17 protein-coding genes are annotated in these 19,102 nt (G+C 75.8%); 12 read left to right on the forward strand and 5 right to left on the reverse strand.

Features of this window, described 5'->3' with window-relative positions; genetic code table 11:
- Positions 1-20 precede the first annotated feature (20 nt).
- A complete protein-coding gene (locus ACFYVJ_RS20530; RefSeq protein WP_388893354.1) occupies positions 21-1,190 on the forward strand; it encodes a D-alanine--D-alanine ligase family protein in 1,170 nt (389 codons plus the stop codon).
- 57 nt (positions 1,191-1,247) lie between these two features.
- Here the strand turns inward: ACFYVJ_RS20530 and ACFYVJ_RS20535 are convergent, their stop codons facing one another.
- Together ACFYVJ_RS20535 and ACFYVJ_RS20540 are read right to left on the reverse strand one after the other, a co-directional pair.
- The gene (locus ACFYVJ_RS20535; RefSeq protein WP_388893356.1) at positions 1,248-1,835 is read right to left on the reverse strand and encodes a DUF3515 domain-containing protein; all 588 of its coding nucleotides are present in this window, start codon (positions 1,833-1,835) and stop codon (positions 1,248-1,250) included.
- A 23-nt stretch (positions 1,836-1,858) separates the two neighbouring features.
- Entirely contained in the window at positions 1,859-2,092 is a 234-nt protein-coding gene (locus ACFYVJ_RS20540; RefSeq protein WP_018839656.1) for an Lrp/AsnC family transcriptional regulator, read from the reverse strand.
- A 137-nt stretch (positions 2,093-2,229) separates the two neighbouring features.
- Between ACFYVJ_RS20540 and ACFYVJ_RS20545 the strand changes: the two genes are divergently transcribed.
- Entirely contained in the window at positions 2,230-3,204 is a 975-nt protein-coding gene (locus tag ACFYVJ_RS20545) for a thiamine-phosphate kinase (RefSeq protein WP_388893358.1), read from the forward strand.
- On the forward strand, positions 3,197-4,045 hold the full coding sequence (thiD, locus tag ACFYVJ_RS20550; RefSeq protein WP_388893360.1) for a bifunctional hydroxymethylpyrimidine kinase/phosphomethylpyrimidine kinase: 849 nt from the start codon (positions 3,197-3,199) through the stop codon (positions 4,043-4,045). Before ACFYVJ_RS20545 ends, thiD begins: the two co-directional genes overlap by 8 nt.
- A 152-nt stretch (positions 4,046-4,197) precedes the next feature.
- Here thiD and rpmB read toward each other — a convergent pair whose 3' ends face one another.
- Positions 4,198-4,383, reverse strand: a complete 186-nt coding sequence (rpmB, locus tag ACFYVJ_RS20555; RefSeq protein ID WP_018839653.1) for a 50S ribosomal protein L28 — start codon at positions 4,381-4,383, stop codon at positions 4,198-4,200.
- A 222-nt stretch (positions 4,384-4,605) separates the two neighbouring features.
- Between rpmB and ACFYVJ_RS20560 the strand changes: the two genes are divergently transcribed.
- A complete protein-coding gene (locus ACFYVJ_RS20560; protein WP_388893362.1) occupies positions 4,606-6,321 on the forward strand; it encodes a DAK2 domain-containing protein in 1,716 nt (571 codons plus the stop codon).
- Positions 6,322-6,428: 107 nt separating this feature from the next.
- Here ACFYVJ_RS20560 and ACFYVJ_RS20565 read toward each other — a convergent pair whose 3' ends face one another.
- Positions 6,429-9,491 carry a tetratricopeptide repeat protein gene (locus ACFYVJ_RS20565; RefSeq protein ID WP_388893364.1) on the reverse strand — a complete coding sequence of 1,021 codons (3,063 nt, stop codon included), beginning with the start codon at positions 9,489-9,491 and terminating at the stop codon, positions 6,429-6,431.
- Positions 9,488-11,362 (reverse strand): HSP90 family protein, encoded by a 1,875-nt coding sequence (locus ACFYVJ_RS20570; RefSeq protein ID WP_388893366.1) that lies wholly within the window; start codon positions 11,360-11,362, stop codon positions 9,488-9,490. Before ACFYVJ_RS20570 ends, ACFYVJ_RS20565 begins: the two co-directional genes overlap by 4 nt.
- A gap of 164 nt (positions 11,363-11,526) precedes the next feature.
- Between ACFYVJ_RS20570 and recG the strand changes: the two genes are divergently transcribed.
- The 8 genes from recG (at position 11,527) to mutM (ending at position 19,090) form a co-directional block, all read left to right on the forward strand.
- A complete protein-coding gene (gene recG, locus ACFYVJ_RS20575; RefSeq protein WP_388893368.1) occupies positions 11,527-13,794 on the forward strand; it encodes an ATP-dependent DNA helicase RecG in 2,268 nt (755 codons plus the stop codon).
- A gap of 150 nt (positions 13,795-13,944) precedes the next feature.
- Positions 13,945-14,520 (forward strand): 16S rRNA (guanine(966)-N(2))-methyltransferase RsmD, encoded by a 576-nt coding sequence (gene rsmD / locus ACFYVJ_RS20580; RefSeq protein ID WP_388893370.1) that lies wholly within the window; start codon positions 13,945-13,947, stop codon positions 14,518-14,520.
- A gap of 122 nt (positions 14,521-14,642) precedes the next feature.
- A complete protein-coding gene (coaD, locus tag ACFYVJ_RS20585; protein WP_388893585.1) occupies positions 14,643-15,122 on the forward strand; it encodes a pantetheine-phosphate adenylyltransferase in 480 nt (159 codons plus the stop codon).
- Between the two features lie 24 nt (positions 15,123-15,146).
- Entirely contained in the window at positions 15,147-16,331 is a 1,185-nt protein-coding gene (locus ACFYVJ_RS20590; RefSeq protein ID WP_388893372.1) for an ATP synthase F0 subunit B, read from the forward strand.
- A 116-nt stretch (positions 16,332-16,447) separates the two neighbouring features.
- Positions 16,448-17,128, forward strand: coding sequence for a YceD family protein (locus ACFYVJ_RS20595; RefSeq protein ID WP_388893374.1), 681 nt, complete (start codon positions 16,448-16,450; stop codon positions 17,126-17,128).
- Positions 17,129-17,130: 2 nt separating this feature from the next.
- Complete coding sequence (rpmF, locus tag ACFYVJ_RS20600; protein WP_018844671.1) at positions 17,131-17,304, forward strand: 50S ribosomal protein L32; 174 nt, start codon at positions 17,131-17,133, stop codon at positions 17,302-17,304.
- An 18-nt stretch (positions 17,305-17,322) separates the two neighbouring features.
- Complete coding sequence (gene rnc / locus ACFYVJ_RS20605) at positions 17,323-18,228, forward strand: ribonuclease III (RefSeq protein ID WP_388893376.1); 906 nt, start codon at positions 17,323-17,325, stop codon at positions 18,226-18,228.
- A gap of 7 nt (positions 18,229-18,235) precedes the next feature.
- Positions 18,236-19,090 carry a bifunctional DNA-formamidopyrimidine glycosylase/DNA-(apurinic or apyrimidinic site) lyase gene (mutM, locus tag ACFYVJ_RS20610; RefSeq protein WP_388893378.1) on the forward strand — a complete coding sequence of 285 codons (855 nt, stop codon included), beginning with the start codon at positions 18,236-18,238 and terminating at the stop codon, positions 19,088-19,090.
- The last annotated feature ends 12 nt before the right edge of the window (positions 19,091-19,102 follow it).

A 19,102-nucleotide genomic window follows, 5' to 3' on the forward strand; every position in this document is an offset into this window, starting at 1 on the left:
CAGCGGGTAGTGTGCGAGCGATGAGCAGCGAGCACTCCTACGAACGCCAGGGCCGCAAGCCGCGCGTCGCCGTCGTTTTCGGCGGGCGCAGCTCCGAGCACGGCATCTCCGTCGTCACCGCGGGCGCCGTCATGGGCGCCATCGACCGGAACAAGTACGAGGTGCTGCCCATCGGCATCACCGCCGACGGCCGCTGGGCCCTCACCGCGGACGACCCCGCGCGGATGGCCATCGCCGACCGCCAGGTGCCGCGCGTGGAGGAACTGGTCGACGAGGAGGCCGAGGACGGCGCCGTCGTGCTCTCCGCCGACCCGGGCAGCCGCGAGGTCGTCTACGCCGAGCCCGGGCAGGTGCCCAAGGCGCTCGGCGAGGTGGACGTCGTCTTCCCGATGCTGCACGGCCCGTACGGCGAGGACGGCACGCTGCAGGGCATGCTCGACCTGTCCGGCGTGCCGTACGTGGGCTCCGGGGTGCTGGCCTCCGCGGTCGGCATGGACAAGGAGTACATGAAGCGGGTCTTCGTCTCGTACGGGCTGCCGGTCGGCCCGTACGTCGTGATCCGGCCGCGCGAGTGGGACCAGGGCGCCCCTGGCCAGGAGGGCGCGGCGGCCCGCAAGAAGATCGTGGACTTCGCCGCCGACCACGGCTGGCCGGTGTTCGTGAAGCCCGCGCGGGCCGGTTCCTCCATCGGCATCACGAAGGTCGGCGAACTCGCCGCGCTGGAGGACGCGATCGCCGAGGCGCGCCGGCACGACCCGAAGATCATCGTGGAGGCGGCGGTCAGCGGGCGCGAGATCGAGTGCGGCGTGCTGGAGTTCGAGGAGGGGCCGCGGGCCAGCGTGCCCGCCGAGATCCCGCCGACCACCAGCCACGACTTCTACGACTTCGAGGCCAAGTACATCGACTCCGCCGCCGGGATCGTGCCGGCGCCGCTGACCGCGGAGGAGACCGCCGAGGTGCAGCGGCTGGCGGTCGCCGCGTTCGAGGCGTGCTCCTGCGAGGGCCTGGTGCGTGCGGACTTCTTCCGCACCGACGACGGCGGGTTCGTGATCAACGAGATCAACACCATGCCCGGCTTCACGCCCATCTCGATGTACCCGCGGATGTGGCAGGAGTCCGGCGTGAGTTACCCGGAGCTGGTCGACCGGCTCATCCAGGCGGCGCTGCGCCGCTCGACCGGGCTGCGCTAGCGGCCCTCCGCGGCCCGCGGTCCGTTGCCTGCGACCGGACCCGGGCCCGCGCGGGCGTCAGAGCGTGCCGGGCACGGCCTTGTCCACCGCTGCCGCCAGGTCCGTCAGCGCGTTCACCTCGGGCGCGTACGCGCCGGGCACGGTGACCTCCACGAACGCCGTGCGCTGCGTGGTGGTGAAGCGGGCCCCGTCGTCCAGCTCCTCGTACAGCCAGTCGACCCCGTTCACGCTCACCGCGTCGCTGGTGGGGTTGTAGTGTTCACTCCCGGGCGTGAGCACCTCCGGCCTGGGCACGCCGCAGCGCAGCTCGACGGCCGGGTCACCCCACCCGGCGGTCAGCGCCGAGACCGGATCGGTCTCGCGGCGCTTCTGGCCGTCGACGGTGCCGGGCAGCCGGTCGGCGAGCGCGCGGCAGTGGTCCACGGCCTTCCCCTCGGGGGTCGGCACGGCCACCTGCGGCGCGCCGCCGCCGCCACCGGAACAGGCGAGCGGGGCGGCGAGCAGCAGCAGTGCGGCGGTCAGGCGGAGAGCGGAGCGGTATGGCCGGGTGGGGCGGAAGTGCAGGGTGGGGCGTTCGCTCCGCGCGCTGCGGTGCGTGGCGCCGGGGCGCCGGGGGGTGCGGGACGGCCGGGACGGTGTGCTCATCACCGGCCGAGCATACGGGGGGCCTAGAGATGGACGACCGGACAGGTCAGGGTCCGGGTGATCCCGGACACCTGCTGGACTCTGGCGACCACGAGCCGGCCCAGCTCGTCGACGGTGTCCGCCTGTGCGCGCACGATCACGTCGTAGGGACCGGTCACGTCCTCGGCCTGGATCACTCCGGGGATCTTGGCGATGACTTCGGCGACGGCCGACGCCTTGCCGACCTCGGTCTGGATCAGGATGTAAGCCTGTACCACGGAACCTCCAGGGGCGGCTTCGAGGATCATGGGGGGAGAGACGCAACCGTATCGCGTAGTCCGGCCGGTGCGGGAGGGTCGGGAACGGCCATGACGGGCGAGACCGCGGGCGCCGGGTTGACGGAAGGAGCGATCCGATGAGGGGCCACGGGCAGGGCCAGGGCACCGTGGGGGAGCTGGGCGAGTTCGGGCTCATCCGGGAGCTGACCTCCCGGCTGACCACGACGCCCGCGGTCCGGATCGGGCCCGGGGACGACGCCGCGGTCATCAGCGCCCCCGACCGCCGGGTCGTGGCCAGCACGGACGTGCTCATCGAGGGCCGGCACTTCCGCCGCGACTGGTCGACGGCGTACGACGTGGGCCGCAAGTCCGCCGCCCAGAACCTCGCCGACATCGCCGCCATGGGCGCCGTTCCCACCGCCCTGCTCCTCGGCCTCGTCGTCCCCGCCGACCTGCTCGTCACCTGGCCCGCGGAGCTGATGGACGGGCTGCGCGACGAGTGCCAGGTCGCCGGCGCCGCCGTCGTCGGCGGCGATGTCGTACGGGGCGACGCCATCACCCTCGCGATCACCGCGCTCGGCGACATGCAGGGCCACGAGCCGGTCACCCGCGCCGGCGCCCGCCCCGGCGACGTGGTGGCGGTGACCGGCTGGCTCGGCTGGTCCGCCGCCGGCCACGCGGTGCTGGCCCGCGGTTTCCGCTCGCCCCGCGCCTTCGTCGAGGCCCACCGCCGCCCCGAACCGCCGTACCAGGCGGGCCCGGCGGCGGCCGCGCTCGGCGCCACGTCGATGACGGACGTCAGCGACGGGCTGCTGGCCGACCTCGGGCACGTCGCGGCGGCGGGGAAGGTCCGTATCGACATCCGCACCGCGGCGCTCGACGTGCCCGGCCAGATGGCGGACATCGGCAAGGCGGTGGGCGTGGACCCGCTGCAGTGGGTGCTGACGGGCGGCGAGGACCACGCGATCGTGGCGACGTTCCCGCCGCAGGTGAAGCTGCCCGCCCGGTGGCGGGTCGTGGGCGAGGTGCAGGCGCCGTCGGCGGTGGCCCAGGTGACGGTGGACGGCGAGCCGTGGCGGGGCGCGGCCGGCTGGGACCACTTCGGTGGCTGAGCCGGCGGGAGCGGAGGGCGCCGCGGACGGCGGGGCCGGCGCGAGTGCGCCGCCGCGGGTGCTGACCGTCGCCGGCTCCGACTCCGGTGGCGGCGCGGGCATCCAGGCCGACCTGAAGACGATGCTCGCGCTCGGCGTGCACGGCATGAGCGTCGTCACCGCCGTGACCGCGCAGAACTCGCTCGGGGTGCAGGACAGTTGGACGCTGCCGGTGGCCGCGGTGCGCGGCCAGTTCCGCAGCGTCGTCGACGACATCGGGGTCCAGGCCGTCAAGACCGGCATGCTCGCGGGCGCCGAGACGGTGGCGGCGGTCGCGGAGCTGCTGGCGGGGACGCCCGCGCCGGTGGTGGTCGACCCCGTGGGGGTCTCGACCCACGGCGACCGGCTGCTGGCGGCCGAGGCGCTGGACACGGTACGGACGCGGCTGCTGCCGGTCGCCACCGTCGTCACCCCGAACCTGGCCGAGGTGGCGTGGCTGACCGGGATCCGGGTGGCCGGTGAGGCGGACATGCGGCGGGCGGCGGCGGCGCTGCTCGCGTACGGGCCGCGCTGGGTCCTGGTCAAGGGCGGCCATCTGCCGGCGGACGAGGGCGCCGTGGACCTGGTGACGGACGGCGCCGAGGAGCACTGGCTGCGCGCGCCCCGGATTCCCGTGCGGCACACCCACGGCACGGGCTGCACGCTGGCGAGCGCCGCCGCCGCGCATCTCGCGCGGGGCCGGGCGGTGCCGGAGGCGGTGGCGGCGGCGAAGGAGTACGTCACGGGGGCGATAGCGGCGGGGTTCCCGCTGGGGGAGGGGACCGGCCCCGTGGACCACGGGTGGCGGTGGCGCGGGGCGTAGGGCCTCGGGGACTCCATCGCCTGCGGGGCGGGGCGCGCCGCGTACCGGCGGGAACTCCCTTCGGGGCACGGCCCGGTGGGACCCCGCGGACGCGAGAGAGCCGGCCCACCCTGCGGTGGACCGGCTCGCTGTGCGTGGGCGGCTGCGCTACGTCAGCGCGAGACCTTGCCCGCCTTGATGCACGAGGTGCAGGCGTTGAGGCGCTTCGGCGTCCCCCCGACCACGGCGCGCACCCGCTGGATGTTGGGGTTCCAGCGGCGGCGGGTGCGGCGGTGCGAGTGGGAGATGTTGTTGCCGAAGCCCGGCCCCTTGCCACAGACGTCGCAGTTGGCAGCCACGGGTCACTCCAAGCTTCTGATGCACGTACGGTCGGATCCCGGCAGCGCGCCCTTCTCCTGGGAAGGAGCAGGTCGGCCGTGCCGGGGGAGGAAGGCCCGGTACGGGACCGGGCAACCTGTGCAGCATACTACGGCGCTTCCCGGCGGAGGAAATCACCGGTCCAGCGGCTACGCTGCCGCTACACCGTACCCGGCCGTGCCGTCGTCCGTACCGAGGGGGTTGTGCAGGTGCTCGACGCCTCTTCCGTGCGGGCCTGGTGCGCCCTGGCCCTGGAGGCGCTGGGCCGCGGCCGGGAGGAGATCGACGCGGTCAACGTGTTCCCGGTCGCCGACGGCGACACCGGGACGAACCTGTACCTGACGGTGGAGTCGGCGGCGCAGGCGGTGGACGCGGTGTACGGGGCGTTCGCGGCGGACGGCGCGGGCAGCGGCGGCGTGGAGCCCGCGGTGGCGGACGTGCTGCGGGCGATGGCGCACGGGGCGCTGATCGGGGCGCGGGGCAACTCGGGGACGATCCTGGCGGAGCTGCTGCGGGGGCTGACGGGCGCGGTGGTGGCGCCGGACGGGGACACCGGTGCCGGTGCCGATGCCGGTTCTGGTTCCGGAGGGCTGCTGGCCGGCGCGCTGCGGCGGGGCGCGGACGCGGCGCGGGCGGCGGTGGAGCACCCGGTCGAGGGCACCATGCTGACGGTCGCCGACGCCGCCGCGGCCGCGGCCGGGCGGTCCGGCGCGGGCGACGCGGCGCGGGTGGCGAGGGCCGCGTACGACGGCGCCCGGGAGGCACTGGCCGCGACGACCGGGCAGTTGGAGGTGCTGCGCCGGGCCGGCGTCGTGGACGCCGGGGGGCTGGGTCTGGTGGCGGTGCTGGGCACGCTCGCCGACGCGCTGAGCGGTGCCGCGCGCCCCACGGAGCTGGGGCTCGAAGGACCGGCCGGCCGAGGTACGGGCGCCCGCAGGACGGCCGCCCGCCACGACGGCGGCGACGGCGGTGCCTGTCCGGTGCCGGCCGGGGGCGGGCCCGCGTACGAGGTGATCTACCTGCTGGAGGCCGGGGAAGACGCCGTCACCCGGCTCCGGCCGCGGCTCGACGCGCTCGGCGACTCCCTCGTCGTCGTCGGCGGCGACGGGCTGTGGCGGGTGCACGTGCACGTCGACGACGCCGGTGCCGCCGTCGAGGCCGGCGTCGAGGCCGGCCGCCCGTACCGCATCCAGATCGCCCACCTCCCGGCCGACGCCGCCGCCGCACCCCCGCGCGGCGACTCCGGCGGGGGGCCCGGGGGCCGGGCGGTCGTCGCCGTGGTGCCGGGCGACGGGCTGGCGGCGCTGTGCGCGGAGGCGGGCGCGGGCGTGGTGACCGTACGGGAGGGGGAGCCGCCCGCGAGCGGGGAACTGGCGGAGGCGATGCGGCGGACGGGCGCGCGGGAGGTCGTACTGCTGCCGAACGACGCGGAGTTGCGGCACGCCGCGGCGGTGGCGGTGGCGGAGGCGCGGGCGTCCGGCGTACGCGCGGCCCTCATCCCCACGCGCGCGGCGGTGCAGGGCCTGGCGGCGCTCGCGGTGCACGACCCGGGGCGGCGGTTCGACGAGGACGTGGTCTCGATGACGGCCGCCGCGGGTGCCACGCGGCACGCGGAGCTGGCGGTCGCGGAGCAGGACGCGTGGACGACGGCGGGGATCTGCCGCCCGGGCGACGTGCTCGGGGTGGTGGAGGGCGACGTGGCGGTGGTCGGCACCGACCTCGCGGAGACCGCGGAGGCGGTGCTCGACCGGATGCTGGCGGGCGGCGGCGAGCTGGTCACGCTGGTGCTGGGCCCGGACCTGCCCCCGGGCTTCGGCGCCCGCCTGGAGGCGCACGTTCGGGGCGGGCACCTGGCGGTGGACACGGTGGTGTACGAGGGCGGCAGCCAGTCGGCACCGCTGCTGATCGGGGTGGAGTAGCCGGGCAGCGCCGGGCGCTGCGCGGTCGTCGGCGGCGCCGCGGAGCCCGGCCGCACCCGCCGGTGGCGGCGGTGCGGCGCGGGGCGCGCCGCGGGGCGCTGCGGCGATCAGGACCCGGCGGCCTCGGCCCCCGCGTAGTTCAGCAGGGCCCGGGCCTCGTCGCGGCGGGACTCGACGGTCCCGGTGGCGGTGTCGTCGTCCGGGTACGCGGCGAGCACCGCCCGGGCGCGCCGCGCCGCCTCCCCGGGGCGGCCGAGGTCGGCCTCCAGCCAGGCGGCGAGCAGTTGGGCGCCGGTGTACTCGTCGCGGCAGTCGGGGCCCAGCTCGGCGAAGCCGGCCACGGCGCGTACGACGTGGGTCAGGCCCTCTTCGTACGCGGCACGGGCGGCCGCCGCCCCGGACTCGTCCGGGTCGTGCGGCGTGCCGCCGACGGCGGCGGTGATCAGGTCGCCGGTCTGCCGGTGCGTGGCGGCGAGTTCGGCGAGCAGGACGTCGCGGCGCCCTCCCCGGACCCGGGTGCCGCCGGTCTCGGCCGCGTCCAGGCCGCCGGGCGCCTCCGTCGTCGCCAGGGCCGTCGTCAGCTCCCGCTCCGCGTCCGCCATCAGCGCCCGGCCCGCCGCCCCGCCCGCCTGCTCCGGCCGGAGCGCCAGCCAGGCGCGGGCCCTGAGCGTGCGGATCAGGGCGGGCACGTCGCCCAGGTCGCGCCAGAGCGCACCCGCGCGCTCGTACGCGCGGGCCGCCTGGGTGTCGAGTTCCGCCGCGCTCAGCGACTGCGCGGCCAGCGTCGCCAGCATCGCGTGGTCGCGGGCGCCGTCGCGGGGCCAGGTCGCGGCGATCTCCGCGGCCAGCACGTACTGCTCGGCCGCCTGCATGTGTTCCCCGAGCCGCCCCTGGGCGTCGCCCAGCCACCAGCGCGTCTGCACCACGGCGCCTTCGCCGTGCACGTCCGCGTCCAGGTCCGCGAGCGCGTCCTCCAGCACCGCCGCGGCCTCCGCGGCGCGGCCGAGGCGGAGCAGGGCGCCGCCGAGGTGGTGGCGGGCCCAGGCGCCGGTGTCCGCGGCGTCGCCGGCCTCGTCGGCCCAGAGGGCGGCTTCGAGCAGGTGCTCGGCGCCCTCGCCGTCGCGGCCGGTGTTGCAGAGGATGTCCGCCAGTTGCAGGTGCAGGCCCGCCTGCCCGGCGGGCCGGCCGTGCACGGCGCTGTGCTCCAGGGCCCCGCGCACGGCGCGCTCCGCGGTTGCGCGGTCGCCGAGCCGGGAGGCGATGCCGGCCAGCGCGGACTGGGCCCGTACCGCATACCAGGGGACGCCCGCGGCGGCGTAGCCGTCGGCCGCCTGCTCGTAGAGCGCCGCGGCGGGCTCCATCTCTCCGCGGCGGGCGGCGAGTTCCGCCCGGAGCTCGTGCGCCTCGGCGACCCGGCCGGCGACGCGCGGATCGTCCGCGTACGGCGCGGCGAAGTCCGCCACCGCGGCCACCGCCTCGGCGGCGGAGTCCGCCGGGCCCGAAGCGCCGTCGCCGCGCATCGTGTGGATACGGGCCCGGCAGACCAGCGCCGTCGCCGCCTCGGCGGCCGTGGCGCGGCCCTCCGCGTGCAGCGCCAGCGCCCGCGCGCAGGGCTCGGCGACCGCCGCCAGGGCGTCGTCCGTACGGCCCTCGCGGGCGAGGGCGAAGGCCGCGCGGGCGCGCGCCACCTCGGCCTGGCCCGGGTCGCCCGCGGCCTCGAAGAGCCCGGCCGCCGTCCCGAAGAGGCCCGCGACCTCGCCGGCCGCCGTGTCCGGGTGCATCGCGCGGTGGGCGGCGACCTCCGCGCGGTCGCGTACGGGCAGTTCGGTGCCCGCCTCCGCCGCCGCGCGCGCCGCGTCCGCCCAGGCCCGTACCGCGTCGGGGCGGCGGGCCTCCGTCAGCTCCCTGGCCGCCGCCAGCAGCTCCGCCACCCCGGGCCGCGCCGCCGGTGTCCCCGCGGCGGGCGGCGCCGCGGCACCGGCCGCGGGCGCCGCCGACCGCCGCACCGGCCGGCCCACGCGCAGCCCCAGCGGCAGCCGCTCCGCCAGCGGCTCGCGCGCCATCCGCTCGCGTACGCCCGCCGACACCGCCGCCGTGCCGTTGCGCGCGTCGAAGCGGCCCGCGAGCGCCAGCGCCTCGCGCTCCGCGTACGCCGCCAGCTCCGCGACCGTCCACTCCCGGCCGGCGGCCCCGGCCCCCGGCGGGCCCACCACCGGGTCCGCGCCCAGGCCGAGCTCCGCCAGCCGCCGCGTCAGCAGGGCCGTGACCGCGAGGTACGCCATCAGGCTCGACGGCTCGCCCCGGTCGGCCAGATACGCGGGCCGCTCCGCCAGCAGCTCAAGACCCCGCGCCTCGTTGCCCGTCAGCGCGCAGAACTCCACGTGCCGCGCGAACGCGAACCGCATGCTCTCCATCCGCCGCACCATCCGGTGCCCGCGCAGATGGTTGGCCCGCGCCTCGTCGGCGCGGCCCAGCCGCAGCAGCGGCAGCAGCGACTCCGCGAGCGTGGCGTGCGGCTCGTGCGCGCAGGTGTGCACGCCGCCGAGCACCGGTGCCCACAGCTCGAGCGCGGCGGCGTCGTCCCCGTGCCCGGCCTCCCAGCTGCCCTGGCCGCGCAGCTCGCAGGCGTGGCAGTCGCTCGTGGCGTCGCGCTCCGCGGCGCGCCAGGCGGCGTACGCTCGGGCGGCGCGCGCGTCGTCGCCGACGTGCTCGGCGATGTGGTACTCGGCCTGCCGCACGGCGCGTTCGCTGTGGCCCGCGAGGCGGTAGCGGCGCTCCATCTCGGCGAGCCACTTCTCCATCGCCGCCAGCGGGATGTGCGGCTGGTCGGTCATCCCGGAGGAGACCCACTTGAACATCCAGAACAGGCGGTGGGTGTCCTCCTCGTCGAAGTCCTCCGGACGCTCGTCCCACATGCGCAGCAGCCGCGCGAAGGGGACGAACATCTTGTCCTGCTCGGAGCTGAAGTTGTACGTCTGCAGCAGGTGGATCAGGCCCTCGACGACGAACGCGGCCTGGCCCGACAGCTCCGCCTCGGCGAGCAGCCGCTCCGCGCCCGCGTTGCGGCCGGGGCCCTCCGGCTCCTGCGCGTTGTCGTGCATCGCCTGGCGGAAGGCGAAGATGTCGGCGGGCGGCCCCGCGGGGGAGGGGGCGGGGGCATCCGTGCTCATCGGTCGTCCTCCTCGCCGCCGCCGTGCGCGCCGGCCGCGGGGTCCGCGGCCCCCGGCGGGTGCGTCGCCCACTCCAGCAGGCCGGCGAACGCCCGGTTCAGCAGCGCCGAGTCGGCGGGCCGCAGCGGGCGCTGCGCCATCAGCAGCGCCTGCCCGTACAGCGCCTCGACCGCGCTGCCGACCAGCTCGGGGGCGCCCAGCGTGCTGATCCGGCGCACCAGCGGGCTGCGGTGGTTGAGGACGAGCCGGGCGCGCGGGGCGCCGCCGCGCAGGCTGCCGAGGATGCCCGCCCACAGCTCGTCGGCCTGCTCCTCCTCGTCCGCGCGGGCCCGTTCGTGCCGGGCGGCGCGGTCGTCGAGGTGGAGCGCGGGCACGGTCAGCGGGTGGAAGGCGCGGAGCACCACGTCGCAGGCGAGCGGGTCGAGGCGGGCGCGGGCGACGCCGAGGAAGCCGGACAGGGCCAGCTCCTCGGCCGGCTCGACGCCGTCCAGGTGGGCGGTCACGGTGTCCGGGTCCAGCTCGGCGACCGCGGTCCCGGGGCGTACCCGCGGCAGCAGCTCGACCAGCTCCGCGTCGTAGGTGTAGCCGCCGTTGACGACGCCGATGCCCTGCGCGGAGGCGATCGGCGCGACCTGCCGGAACTCCTCCACGCTGCGGGTGAAGTGCACCACCGGGTGGCGCTGCGCGAACTCCGCCAGCGACACCTGCCCGTCGGTGGTCTCGAACGGCAGCCACGGCAGCATCGTGCGCAGCATCTCCTCGTCATGCCGGGCCAGCGACTTCACGCCCAGATGGTGCACGGAGAGGAACTGCGTGAGCCGCTCCGGGTCGCCGGTGGCCAGCGAGGCCAGCCAGTCGCGTACGGCGCCGCCGAGCGCCTCCCGTACGGCGAGGAGCGTCTCGTCCTCGTACAGCGCCTCCCGCGAGGCGGTCGGGCGCAGGGTGTCGGTGTCGACGACGCAGCGGACGAAGAACGCCCAGTCCGGCAGCAGCCCTTCGGCGCGCGCGGTGAGCAGCATCCCCTTCAGGTGCACCCGGTGCCCGGCGCGCTGCGCGGGGCTGACGGCGGACGGCAGCACGTACGCGACCCCGCGCACGCCCGCGAGGGGCACGTCCAGCTCCACGGCGTCGAGCGGGGTGAAGCCGAAGACGTCCCGGCAGTGGGCCGCGAGCGCCACCCGGCGGGCGGCCGGGCTCGGGTACGGGCGGTCCCAGACCGCGGGCAGCTCGGTGACCGGCGTCTCGCCGACGCGCACGTCGTACGGCAGCAGCGAGCCGAAGTCGCGGGCGAGGTCGGCGACGCGGGCCGGTTCGAACCACTCGGCGCAGCCGGGCCGCGGCGTCAGGTGCACGGTGGTGCCGGGCTCCGGGCGGGCCGCCGGGGGCAGGGTCCGTACCGTGTACGAACCGTCGCCGGCGGCCGTCCACTCCACCGGCGGCGCCCCGGGCTCCCGCGCCGACCTGCTGACCACCCGGATCCGCTCCGCGACCAGGAAGCAGGCCAGCAGCCCGATGCCGAACCGGCCCAGGAACCCGGCCCGCACGGACTCCAGGCCCCCGGCGCGCTTGGAGCTGCGGCCGATGGTGGCGAGCAGCTCGTGCACCTCCGCCTCGGTGAGCCCCACCCCGCTGTCCTCGACGCGCAGCCCGGCACCGTCGCCGCCGCCGGGCTCCGGGTACAGCCGGATGCGGTCCGGCGCGCCGGGGTCGTCCGCGCGCCTGGCGGTGACCGCGTCGACGGCGTTCTGCAGCAGTTCGCGCAGATAGACCCGCGGGCTGGAGTAGAGGTGGTGGGAGAGCAGGTCCACCAGACCGCGCAGGTCGACCTGGAAGGTGTGGGACGAGGCGGGCGCAGCGTTCTCAGATGTCATCACGGGAGCGCCGGCGGGGGGTGGGAGGGCGGCGCGGGTCGGGCGATCCCGATCGGCGTCGGTGATCGCGAAGGGGAGTTCGAGGCGGACCATCGTAGGACCGCGCGGGCCCGGGTTACCAGGGGTTTCCACGCTCTGTCGGCCCGATGGTGTGCAATGGACGCGTGTCCGTGCTGGAAGAGCCCCTGAAGACGTCCGTCGGCGACCGGACCGCCAAGGCCATGGCGGAGCACCTGGATCTGCACACCGTCGGAGACCTGCTGCACCACTACCCCCGGCGGTACGCCGAGCGGGGCGAGCTGACGCGGCTGGCCGACCTGGAGACCGACGAGCACGTCACGGTCGTCGCGCAGGTGGAGAAGGCCGCCATGCTCGGTACGGGCCGGGGGCGCCGGCTCGAAGTGGTCATCACCGACGGCAGCGGCCGGCTCACCCTCGTCTTCTTCGGGCGCGGCGCGTACCACCCGCAGAAGGAGCTGCTGCCGGGCCGGCGCGCCCTCTTCGCCGGCAAGGTCACCGTCTTCAACCGCAAGCGCCAGCTCGCTCACCCCGACTACAAGCCGCTGTCCGGCCCGGACGGCGCGGGCGCCGACGCCGAGGCCGACGAGTGGGCGGGCAAGCTCCTCCCGCTCTACCCGGCCTGCCGGCAGCTCGCCTCCTGGCAGCTCCAGCAGGCCGTCGACACGGTGCTGGACGGGCTGGAGGCCACGGAATGGGAGGGCGTCGCCGACCCGCTGCCCGCGGCGCTGCGGGACGAGCGCGGCCTCGTACCGCTGCGCGAGGCGCTGCTGAAGGTGCACCGGCCGAAGACCAAGGCAGACCTGTGGGCGGCGCGGGACCGGCTGAAGTGGGACGAGGCGTTCGTCCTCCAGATCGCCCTGGCCCGGCGGCGGCACGCCGACGGGCAGTTGCCCGCGGTGCCGCGGGTGGCGCCCGCCGAGGGGCTGCTCGCGGACTTCGACGCCCGGCTGCCGTTCACCCTCACCGAGGGCCAGCGGCGGGTCTCCGCCGACGTCTTCGCCGACCTGGCCACCGACCACCCCATGCACCGGCTGCTCCAGGGCGAGGTGGGCTCGGGCAAGACGCTGGTGGCGCTGCGCGCGATGCTCGCCGTGGTGGACGCGGGCGGGCAGGCGGCGATGCTCGCGCCGACCGAGGTGCTGGCGCAGCAGCACCACCGCTCGATCACCGAGATGATGGGCGAGCTGGCCGAGGCCGGCCTCCTCGGCGGCGCCGAGCACGGTACGAAGGTCGAGTTGCTCACCGGCTCCTCCGGCGCGGCGGCCCGCCGCAGGGCGCTGCTCGACCTGGCCACCGGCGAGGCCGGGATCGTCGTCGGGACGCACGCGCTGATCGAGGACAAGGTGCAGTTCCACGACCTGGGCCTGGTCGTGGTCGACGAGCAGCACCGCTTCGGCGTCGAGCAGCGGGATGCGCTGCGCGCGAAGGGCAACCGCGGGGACGACAAGCGCACGCCGCACCTGCTGGTCATGACCGCTACGCCCATCCCGCGCACGGTCGCCATGACGGTCTTCGGCGACCTGGAGACCTCCGTGCTAGACCAGCTCCCGGCCGGCCGCTCGCCGATCGCCAGCCACGTCGTGCCGGCGGCCGACAAGCCGCACTTCCTCTCCCGCGCCTGGGAGCGGGTGCGCGAGGAGGTCGAGGGCGGCCACCAGGCGTACGTCGTCTGCCCGCGCATCGGCGACCCCGCGGAGGAGGCGGAGCCCAAGGGCGGCAGGAGCGGCAGCGGGAAGGGCGGGAAGGGCGCGAAGGAGGCGCCGTCGCCGGAGGACGAGGCGGAGAAGCGGCCGCCGCTGGCGGTCCTCGACGTCGCCGCGCAGCTCTCCGCCGCCCCCGGGGCGCCGCTGGCCGGGCTGAGGACCGAGGTGCTGCACGGGCGGATGCAGCCGGACGCCAAGGACGACGTGATGCGCCGGTTCGCCGCCGGCGAGGTGGACGTGCTGGTCGCCACGACCGTCATCGAGGTCGGCGTCAACGTCCCCAACGCCACGGCCATGGTCATCATGGACGCCGACCGCTTCGGCGTCTCCCAGTTGCACCAGTTGCGCGGCCGGGTCGGCCGCGGTTCGGCCGCCGGGCTCTGCCTGCTGGTCACCGAGATGCCCGAGGGCACGCCTGCCAGGACCCGGCTGGACGCGGTCGCGGCCACGCAGGACGGCTTCCGGCTCTCCCGTATCGACCTGGAGCAGCGCCGCGAGGGCGACGTGCTGGGGCAGGCGCAGTCCGGGGCCCGCTCCAGCCTCAGGATGCTCACGGTCATCGACGACGAGGACGTCATCGCCGAGGCCCGGGACGCCGCCGCGGCGATCGTGGCCGAGGACCCCGGGCTGGCCGCGTACCCGGAGCTGCGCGGCGCGCTGGCGAGCCTGCTGGACGACGAGCGGGAGCAGTTCCTCGACAAGGGCTGAGCGGGCCCGGCCGCGGGGCCGTGACCGGCCCCGCGGCGGGACGCACGGGTGTCCCGCCGCCCGCGCGCCACCGGGCGGCACCGCGCCCGTCACCCGGGAGGCATATCGTGGGACGGACCGCGCCCGTGAGGACAAGGACACCCAGCAGCCATGACCCGCGTGATCGCCGGCACCGCCGGCGGGCGGCGCCTGGCCGTGCCGCCCGGCACCGGCACCCGGCCCACGTCCGACCGCGCCCGCGAGGGTCTCTTCTCCACCTGGCAGACCCTCGTCGGCCCGCTCGACGGGTTGCGCGTCCTCGACCTGTACGGCGGCTCCGGCGCCGTCGGCCTGGAGGCGCTCTCCCGCGGCGCGGCGCACGCGCTGCTCGTCGAGGCCGACGCCCGCGCCGCCCGCGTCATCCGGCAGAACGTCCGCGCCCTCGGCCTGCCGGGCGCCGAAGTGCGCGCCGCCCGCGCCGAGCAGGTCGTCGCCGGGCCGCCGCCCCCCGACCCGTACGACGTGGTCTTCCTCGACCCGCCGTACGAGGTGGCGGACGCGGCCGTGGGCGAGATACTCGTCACACTCCGTGCCCACGACTGGCTGTCCCCGGGCGCGCTCGCCACCGTGGAGCGCAGCACCCGAGGCGGCGAATTCCCCTGGCCCGACGGGTTCGTGGGGCTGCGGGCCAGGCGCTACGGCGAAGGCACGCTCTGGTACGGTCGCGCCGCCCCACCGGCCCCATGACCGCCCGTCCCCGTCCCCGCCCCGCTCGTCCCGCCGCGTCCCCCGACTCCGACTCCGACCCCTCGACCGTCACCGAAACCCTCATGACCCTCACGACCGGAACCGAGAGCGAGGAACCTCCGTTGCGCCGCGCCGTCTGTCCGGGGTCCTTCGACCCCATCACCAACGGGCATCTCGACATCATCGCCCGGGCCTCGAAGCTCTACGACGTCGTGCACGTCGCCGTGATGATCAACAAGTCGAAGAAAGGCATGTTCACCGTCGAGGAGCGGATGGACCTCATCCGCCAGTGCACGGCGGAGTACGGCAACGTGGAGGTCGAGAGCTTCCACGGCCTCCTCGTGGACTACTGCAAGGAGCGCGACATCCCCGCCATCGTCAAGGGGCTGCGCGCCGTCAGCGACTTCGACTACGAGCTGCAGATGGCCCAGATGAACAACGGCCTGTCGGGCGTGGAGACCCTCTTCGTCCCCACCAACCCGACCTACAGCTTCCTCTCCTCCAGCCTGGTCAAAGAGGTGGCCACCTGGGGCGGCGACGTATCCCACCTCGTACCCCCCGTTGTCAACCGGGCACTTGACGAACGCCTCACGCATTCCTAGCCGGGCGCCGTAGAGTCTTTCCCCATGGACGTGCAGAGAAAGCTCGACGAGATCGCGGAGGCCCTCCAGGGCGCGCGGTCCATGCCCATGTCGGCGTCGTGCGTGGTCAACCGCGCCGAGCTGCTCGGCATGCTGAACGAGGTGCGCGAGGCCCTGCCCGGGTCGCTGGCCCAGGCGCAGCAGTTGCTCGGCGGGCGCGAGCAACTGGTCGAGGAGGCACGCCGCGAGGCCGAGCAGATCCTCGACGAGGCGCAGAACCGGCGCACCGCGCTGATCTCCGGCACCGAGGTCGCCCGGCACGCCCAGGCCGAGGCCGACCGGATCCTGGGCGAGGCCCGCCAGGAGGCCGAGCAGATCAGCGCCGAGGCCGACGACTACGTCGACAGCAAGCTCGCCAACTTCGAGGTCGTCCTCACCAAGACCATCGGCTCCGTCGACCGCGGCCGGGACAAGCTGCTGGGCCGCGCCCCCGGGTACGACGACCCGCAGGGCTTCGACGCCGGCCAGGACCCGGCGGGCGAGGCGCCCGAGCGCAGCGCCGACCCGCAGGAGCAGCGCAGGCGCGCGGACACGTACGTCGAGGCGCAGTTCCAGGCGTTCCAGTCGGTGCTGACCAAGACCCTGGAGGCGGTCGGCCGCGGCCGGCAGAAGCTCCAGGGCGCGCGGCCCACGGACCAGCTCGGCGAGACCTTCGGGCAGCCGGGCATGGGGCACACGGGCACGACGGACGAGAGCTACCTCGCGGAGCTGGCCGAGCTGGCCGACCCGCCCCCGGGCCCGGCGCACGCCCCCGGCGCCCCGCAGGACCCCGCGATGCCGCCGCCGCCCGCGCAGCAGCCCCCGCACGCCGTCCCGCAGCCGGCCGCCGCGTACTACGACGCCACCGCCGCGCAGGGCTACGGCCAGGCCGGCTACCCGCAGCCGGAGCAGCCGGACTACCCGCAGGGCTACGGCCAGGGCTACCAGCAGGGCTACGAGCAGCCGGAGCCCGGCTACGGCTGGGCGCAGCAGGCCGGGCAGCAGGAGCAGCCCGCGGCCGGTGCGTACCAGGACGCCGGGCAGCAGATGCCGTACGGCCAGGGCGGCGCGCACCTGCCGCAGCAGGGCGGCTACACCCCGGCGCCGGCCGCGCTGGACGAGACGAGCCTCTTCGACACCAGCATGATCGACCTGGAGCAGCTCAGGCAGTACGACGACCGCGGCCGCTGAGCCGCCGGGGAGCACCCGGGGGCCCGGCCGCGGACGGACGCCCGGATTGGGTCTTGGGCCGGGTCTCAAGTATTCTGGACCCTCGCCGTATCGCGCCGCGCCCGTCCCTGCCCGTCATGCGCAGGGTGCACGAAAGCAGGAAAGCCCTGAAAGCCCATCCGGACCACCGCGCCCCTCTCGTGTTCGACACACGGGACCTGGGCCGCCGTCCCGGTACGCTCAAGCGGCTCACCCGCACCGTGCCGGCGCCCAAGGACCTCGGCAACGAGGTGGTGGGCGTGCCGGAGGGCGACCCCGTCGAGCTCGAGCTGCGGCTCGAGTCGGTGATGGAGGGCGTGCTCGTCACGGGTACCGCCCGGGCACGGGCGACGGGCGAGTGCGTAAGGTGTCTGGAGCCGCTCGGGCTGGAGCTCCGAGTGGACATCCAGGAGTTGTACTCCTATCCGGAGACCGACGCCAGGGGCCGCGTGGCCCGCGGCGGCGGCTCAGGCGCGGACGCCGAGGAGGCGGACGCGGAGGAGGGGACGCTGTACCTCGAGGACGACATGTTCGACCTCGAACCGGAGCTGCGCGACGCGGTGGTGCTCACACTGCCGCTGCAGCCCGTGTGCCGGGAGGACTGCCCGGGCCTGTGCCCCGACTGCGGGGCGCGGCTCGCGGACGACCCGGACCACCGGCACGACGTCGTCGACGCCCGGTGGGCGGCGTTGCAGGGACTCGCCGAGACCGTCTCGGACGGCGAGAAGAACGATACGAGCGGCGCTGACGACGGCGCCGGCGAGAAGCAGGAGAAGTAGCCGTGGCCGTTCCGAAGCGGAAGATGTCGCGCAGCAACACGCGCCACCGCCGGTCGCAGTGGAAGGCTGCGGTCCCGCACCTGGTGGCATGCGAGCGCTGCCACGAGCCGAAGCAGCAGCACATCGCATGCCCGAACTGCGGCACGTACAACCGCCGCCAGGTCCTCGAGGTCTGAGCGACGGGGAGAAGGCTCATGTCAGATGCCACTACGCCGCGGAAGGCGCCGGCCGACACAGCCTCGTCCCCCAAGATCCTGGAAGGGCGGCTCGAGTACGAACTCGAGCCCGCCCTTCTGGTGCGCGCCCTCACCCACCGCTCGTTCGCGTACGAGAACGGCGGTCTGCCCACCAATGAGCGGCTCGAGTTCCTCGGGGACTCGGTGCTCGGCCTGGTGGTCACCGACACGCTGTTCCGGGGCCACCCCGACCTGCCCGAGGGCCAGTTGGCCAAGCTGCGGGCCGCGGTGGTCAACTCGCGTGCGCTCGCCGAGGTCAGCCGCGGGCTGGACCTGGGCGCGTTCATCCGGCTCGGCCGGGGCGAGGAGGGCACGGGCGGCCGGGACAAGGCGTCGATCCTCGCGGACACGCTGGAGGCCGTGATCGGCGCGGTCTACCTGGACAAGGGACTGGAGGCGGCGTCGGAGCTGGTGCACCGGCTGTTCGACCCGCTGATCGAGAAGTCCTCGAACCTCGGGGCGGGGCTGGACTGGAAGACGTCGCTGCAGGAGCTGACGGCCGCCAGGGGACTGGGCGTGCCGGAGTACCTGGTCAGCGAGACCGGCCCGGATCACGAGAAGACCTTCACGGCTGCCGCCCGCGTCGGTGGTGTCACGTACGGCACCGGCACCGGCCGCAGCAAGAAGGAAGCGGAGCAGCAGGCGGCGGACACCGCCTGGCGCGCGATCAGCGCGGCAGGGGCGGACGGCGAGGCGGGCAAGGGCGCGGCGGGGAGCAACGGCTCCGCGGCACCGGAGCCCGCGCCGGCCGGCGCGTCCGACGGCGCGCCCGCGTCCGCGGGTGCGCCCGCGGACCTACCGGACTCCGCGGACGGTGACGCCGCCGCGGGCTCCGCCGGGGCGGCGCAGGCCGCCGACCGGTAGCGCGGCGATGCCGGAGCTGCCGGAGGTCGAGGTGGTGCGCCGCGGCCTGGCGAAGTGGGTCGCGGGCCGCACCGTCGGCTCCGTCGAGGTGCTGCACCCCAGGTCCGTACGCCGGCACCCCGCGGGCGCCGCCGACTTCGCCGCCCGGCTCACGGGGCACCCGCTGGGGGAGCCGCGGCGGCGCGGCAAGTACCTGTGGCTGCCGCTGGCCGACGGCCCCGAGTCGGTGCTCGCGCACCTGGGCATGAGCGGCCAGTTGCTGGTCCAGCCGGAGGCCGCGCCGGACGAGAAGCACCTGCGGATCCGGGTCCGCTTCGCGGACGAGACGGACACGGAGCTGCGCTTCGTCGACCAGCGCACGTTCGGCGGCCTTTCGCTGCACCCGAACGCGGCCGGGGGACTGCCCGACGTCATCGCGCACATCGCCAGGGACCCGCTGGACCCGGAGTTCGACGACGCGGCGTTCCACGCGGCACTGCGCCGCAGCCGGACCACGATCAAGCGGGCGCTGCTGAACCAGTCGCTGATCAGCGGCGTCGGCAACATCTACGCGGACGAGGCCCTGTGGCGTGCCCGCCTCCACTACGAGCGCCCCACCGCCGGCCTCACCCGCCCCCGTACGGCGGAACTCCTGGGGCACGTCCGCGCGGTGCTGAACGCCGCGCTCGACGTCGGCGGCACGAGCTTCGACAGCCTGTACGTCAACGTCAACGGCGAGTCCGGCTACTTCTCCCGCTCGCTCGACGCGTACGGCCGCGAGGACGAACCCTGCCGCCGCTGCGGCACCCCGATCCGCCGCCGCCCGTGGATGAACCGCTCCAGCTACTTCTGCCCGCGCTGCCAGCGCCCGCCGCGCCCCTGACCCGGCCGGCCC

The organism is Streptomyces sp. NPDC004134 (genome assembly GCF_042874195.1).
Taxonomy (GTDB): domain Bacteria; phylum Actinomycetota; class Actinomycetes; order Streptomycetales; family Streptomycetaceae; genus Streptomyces.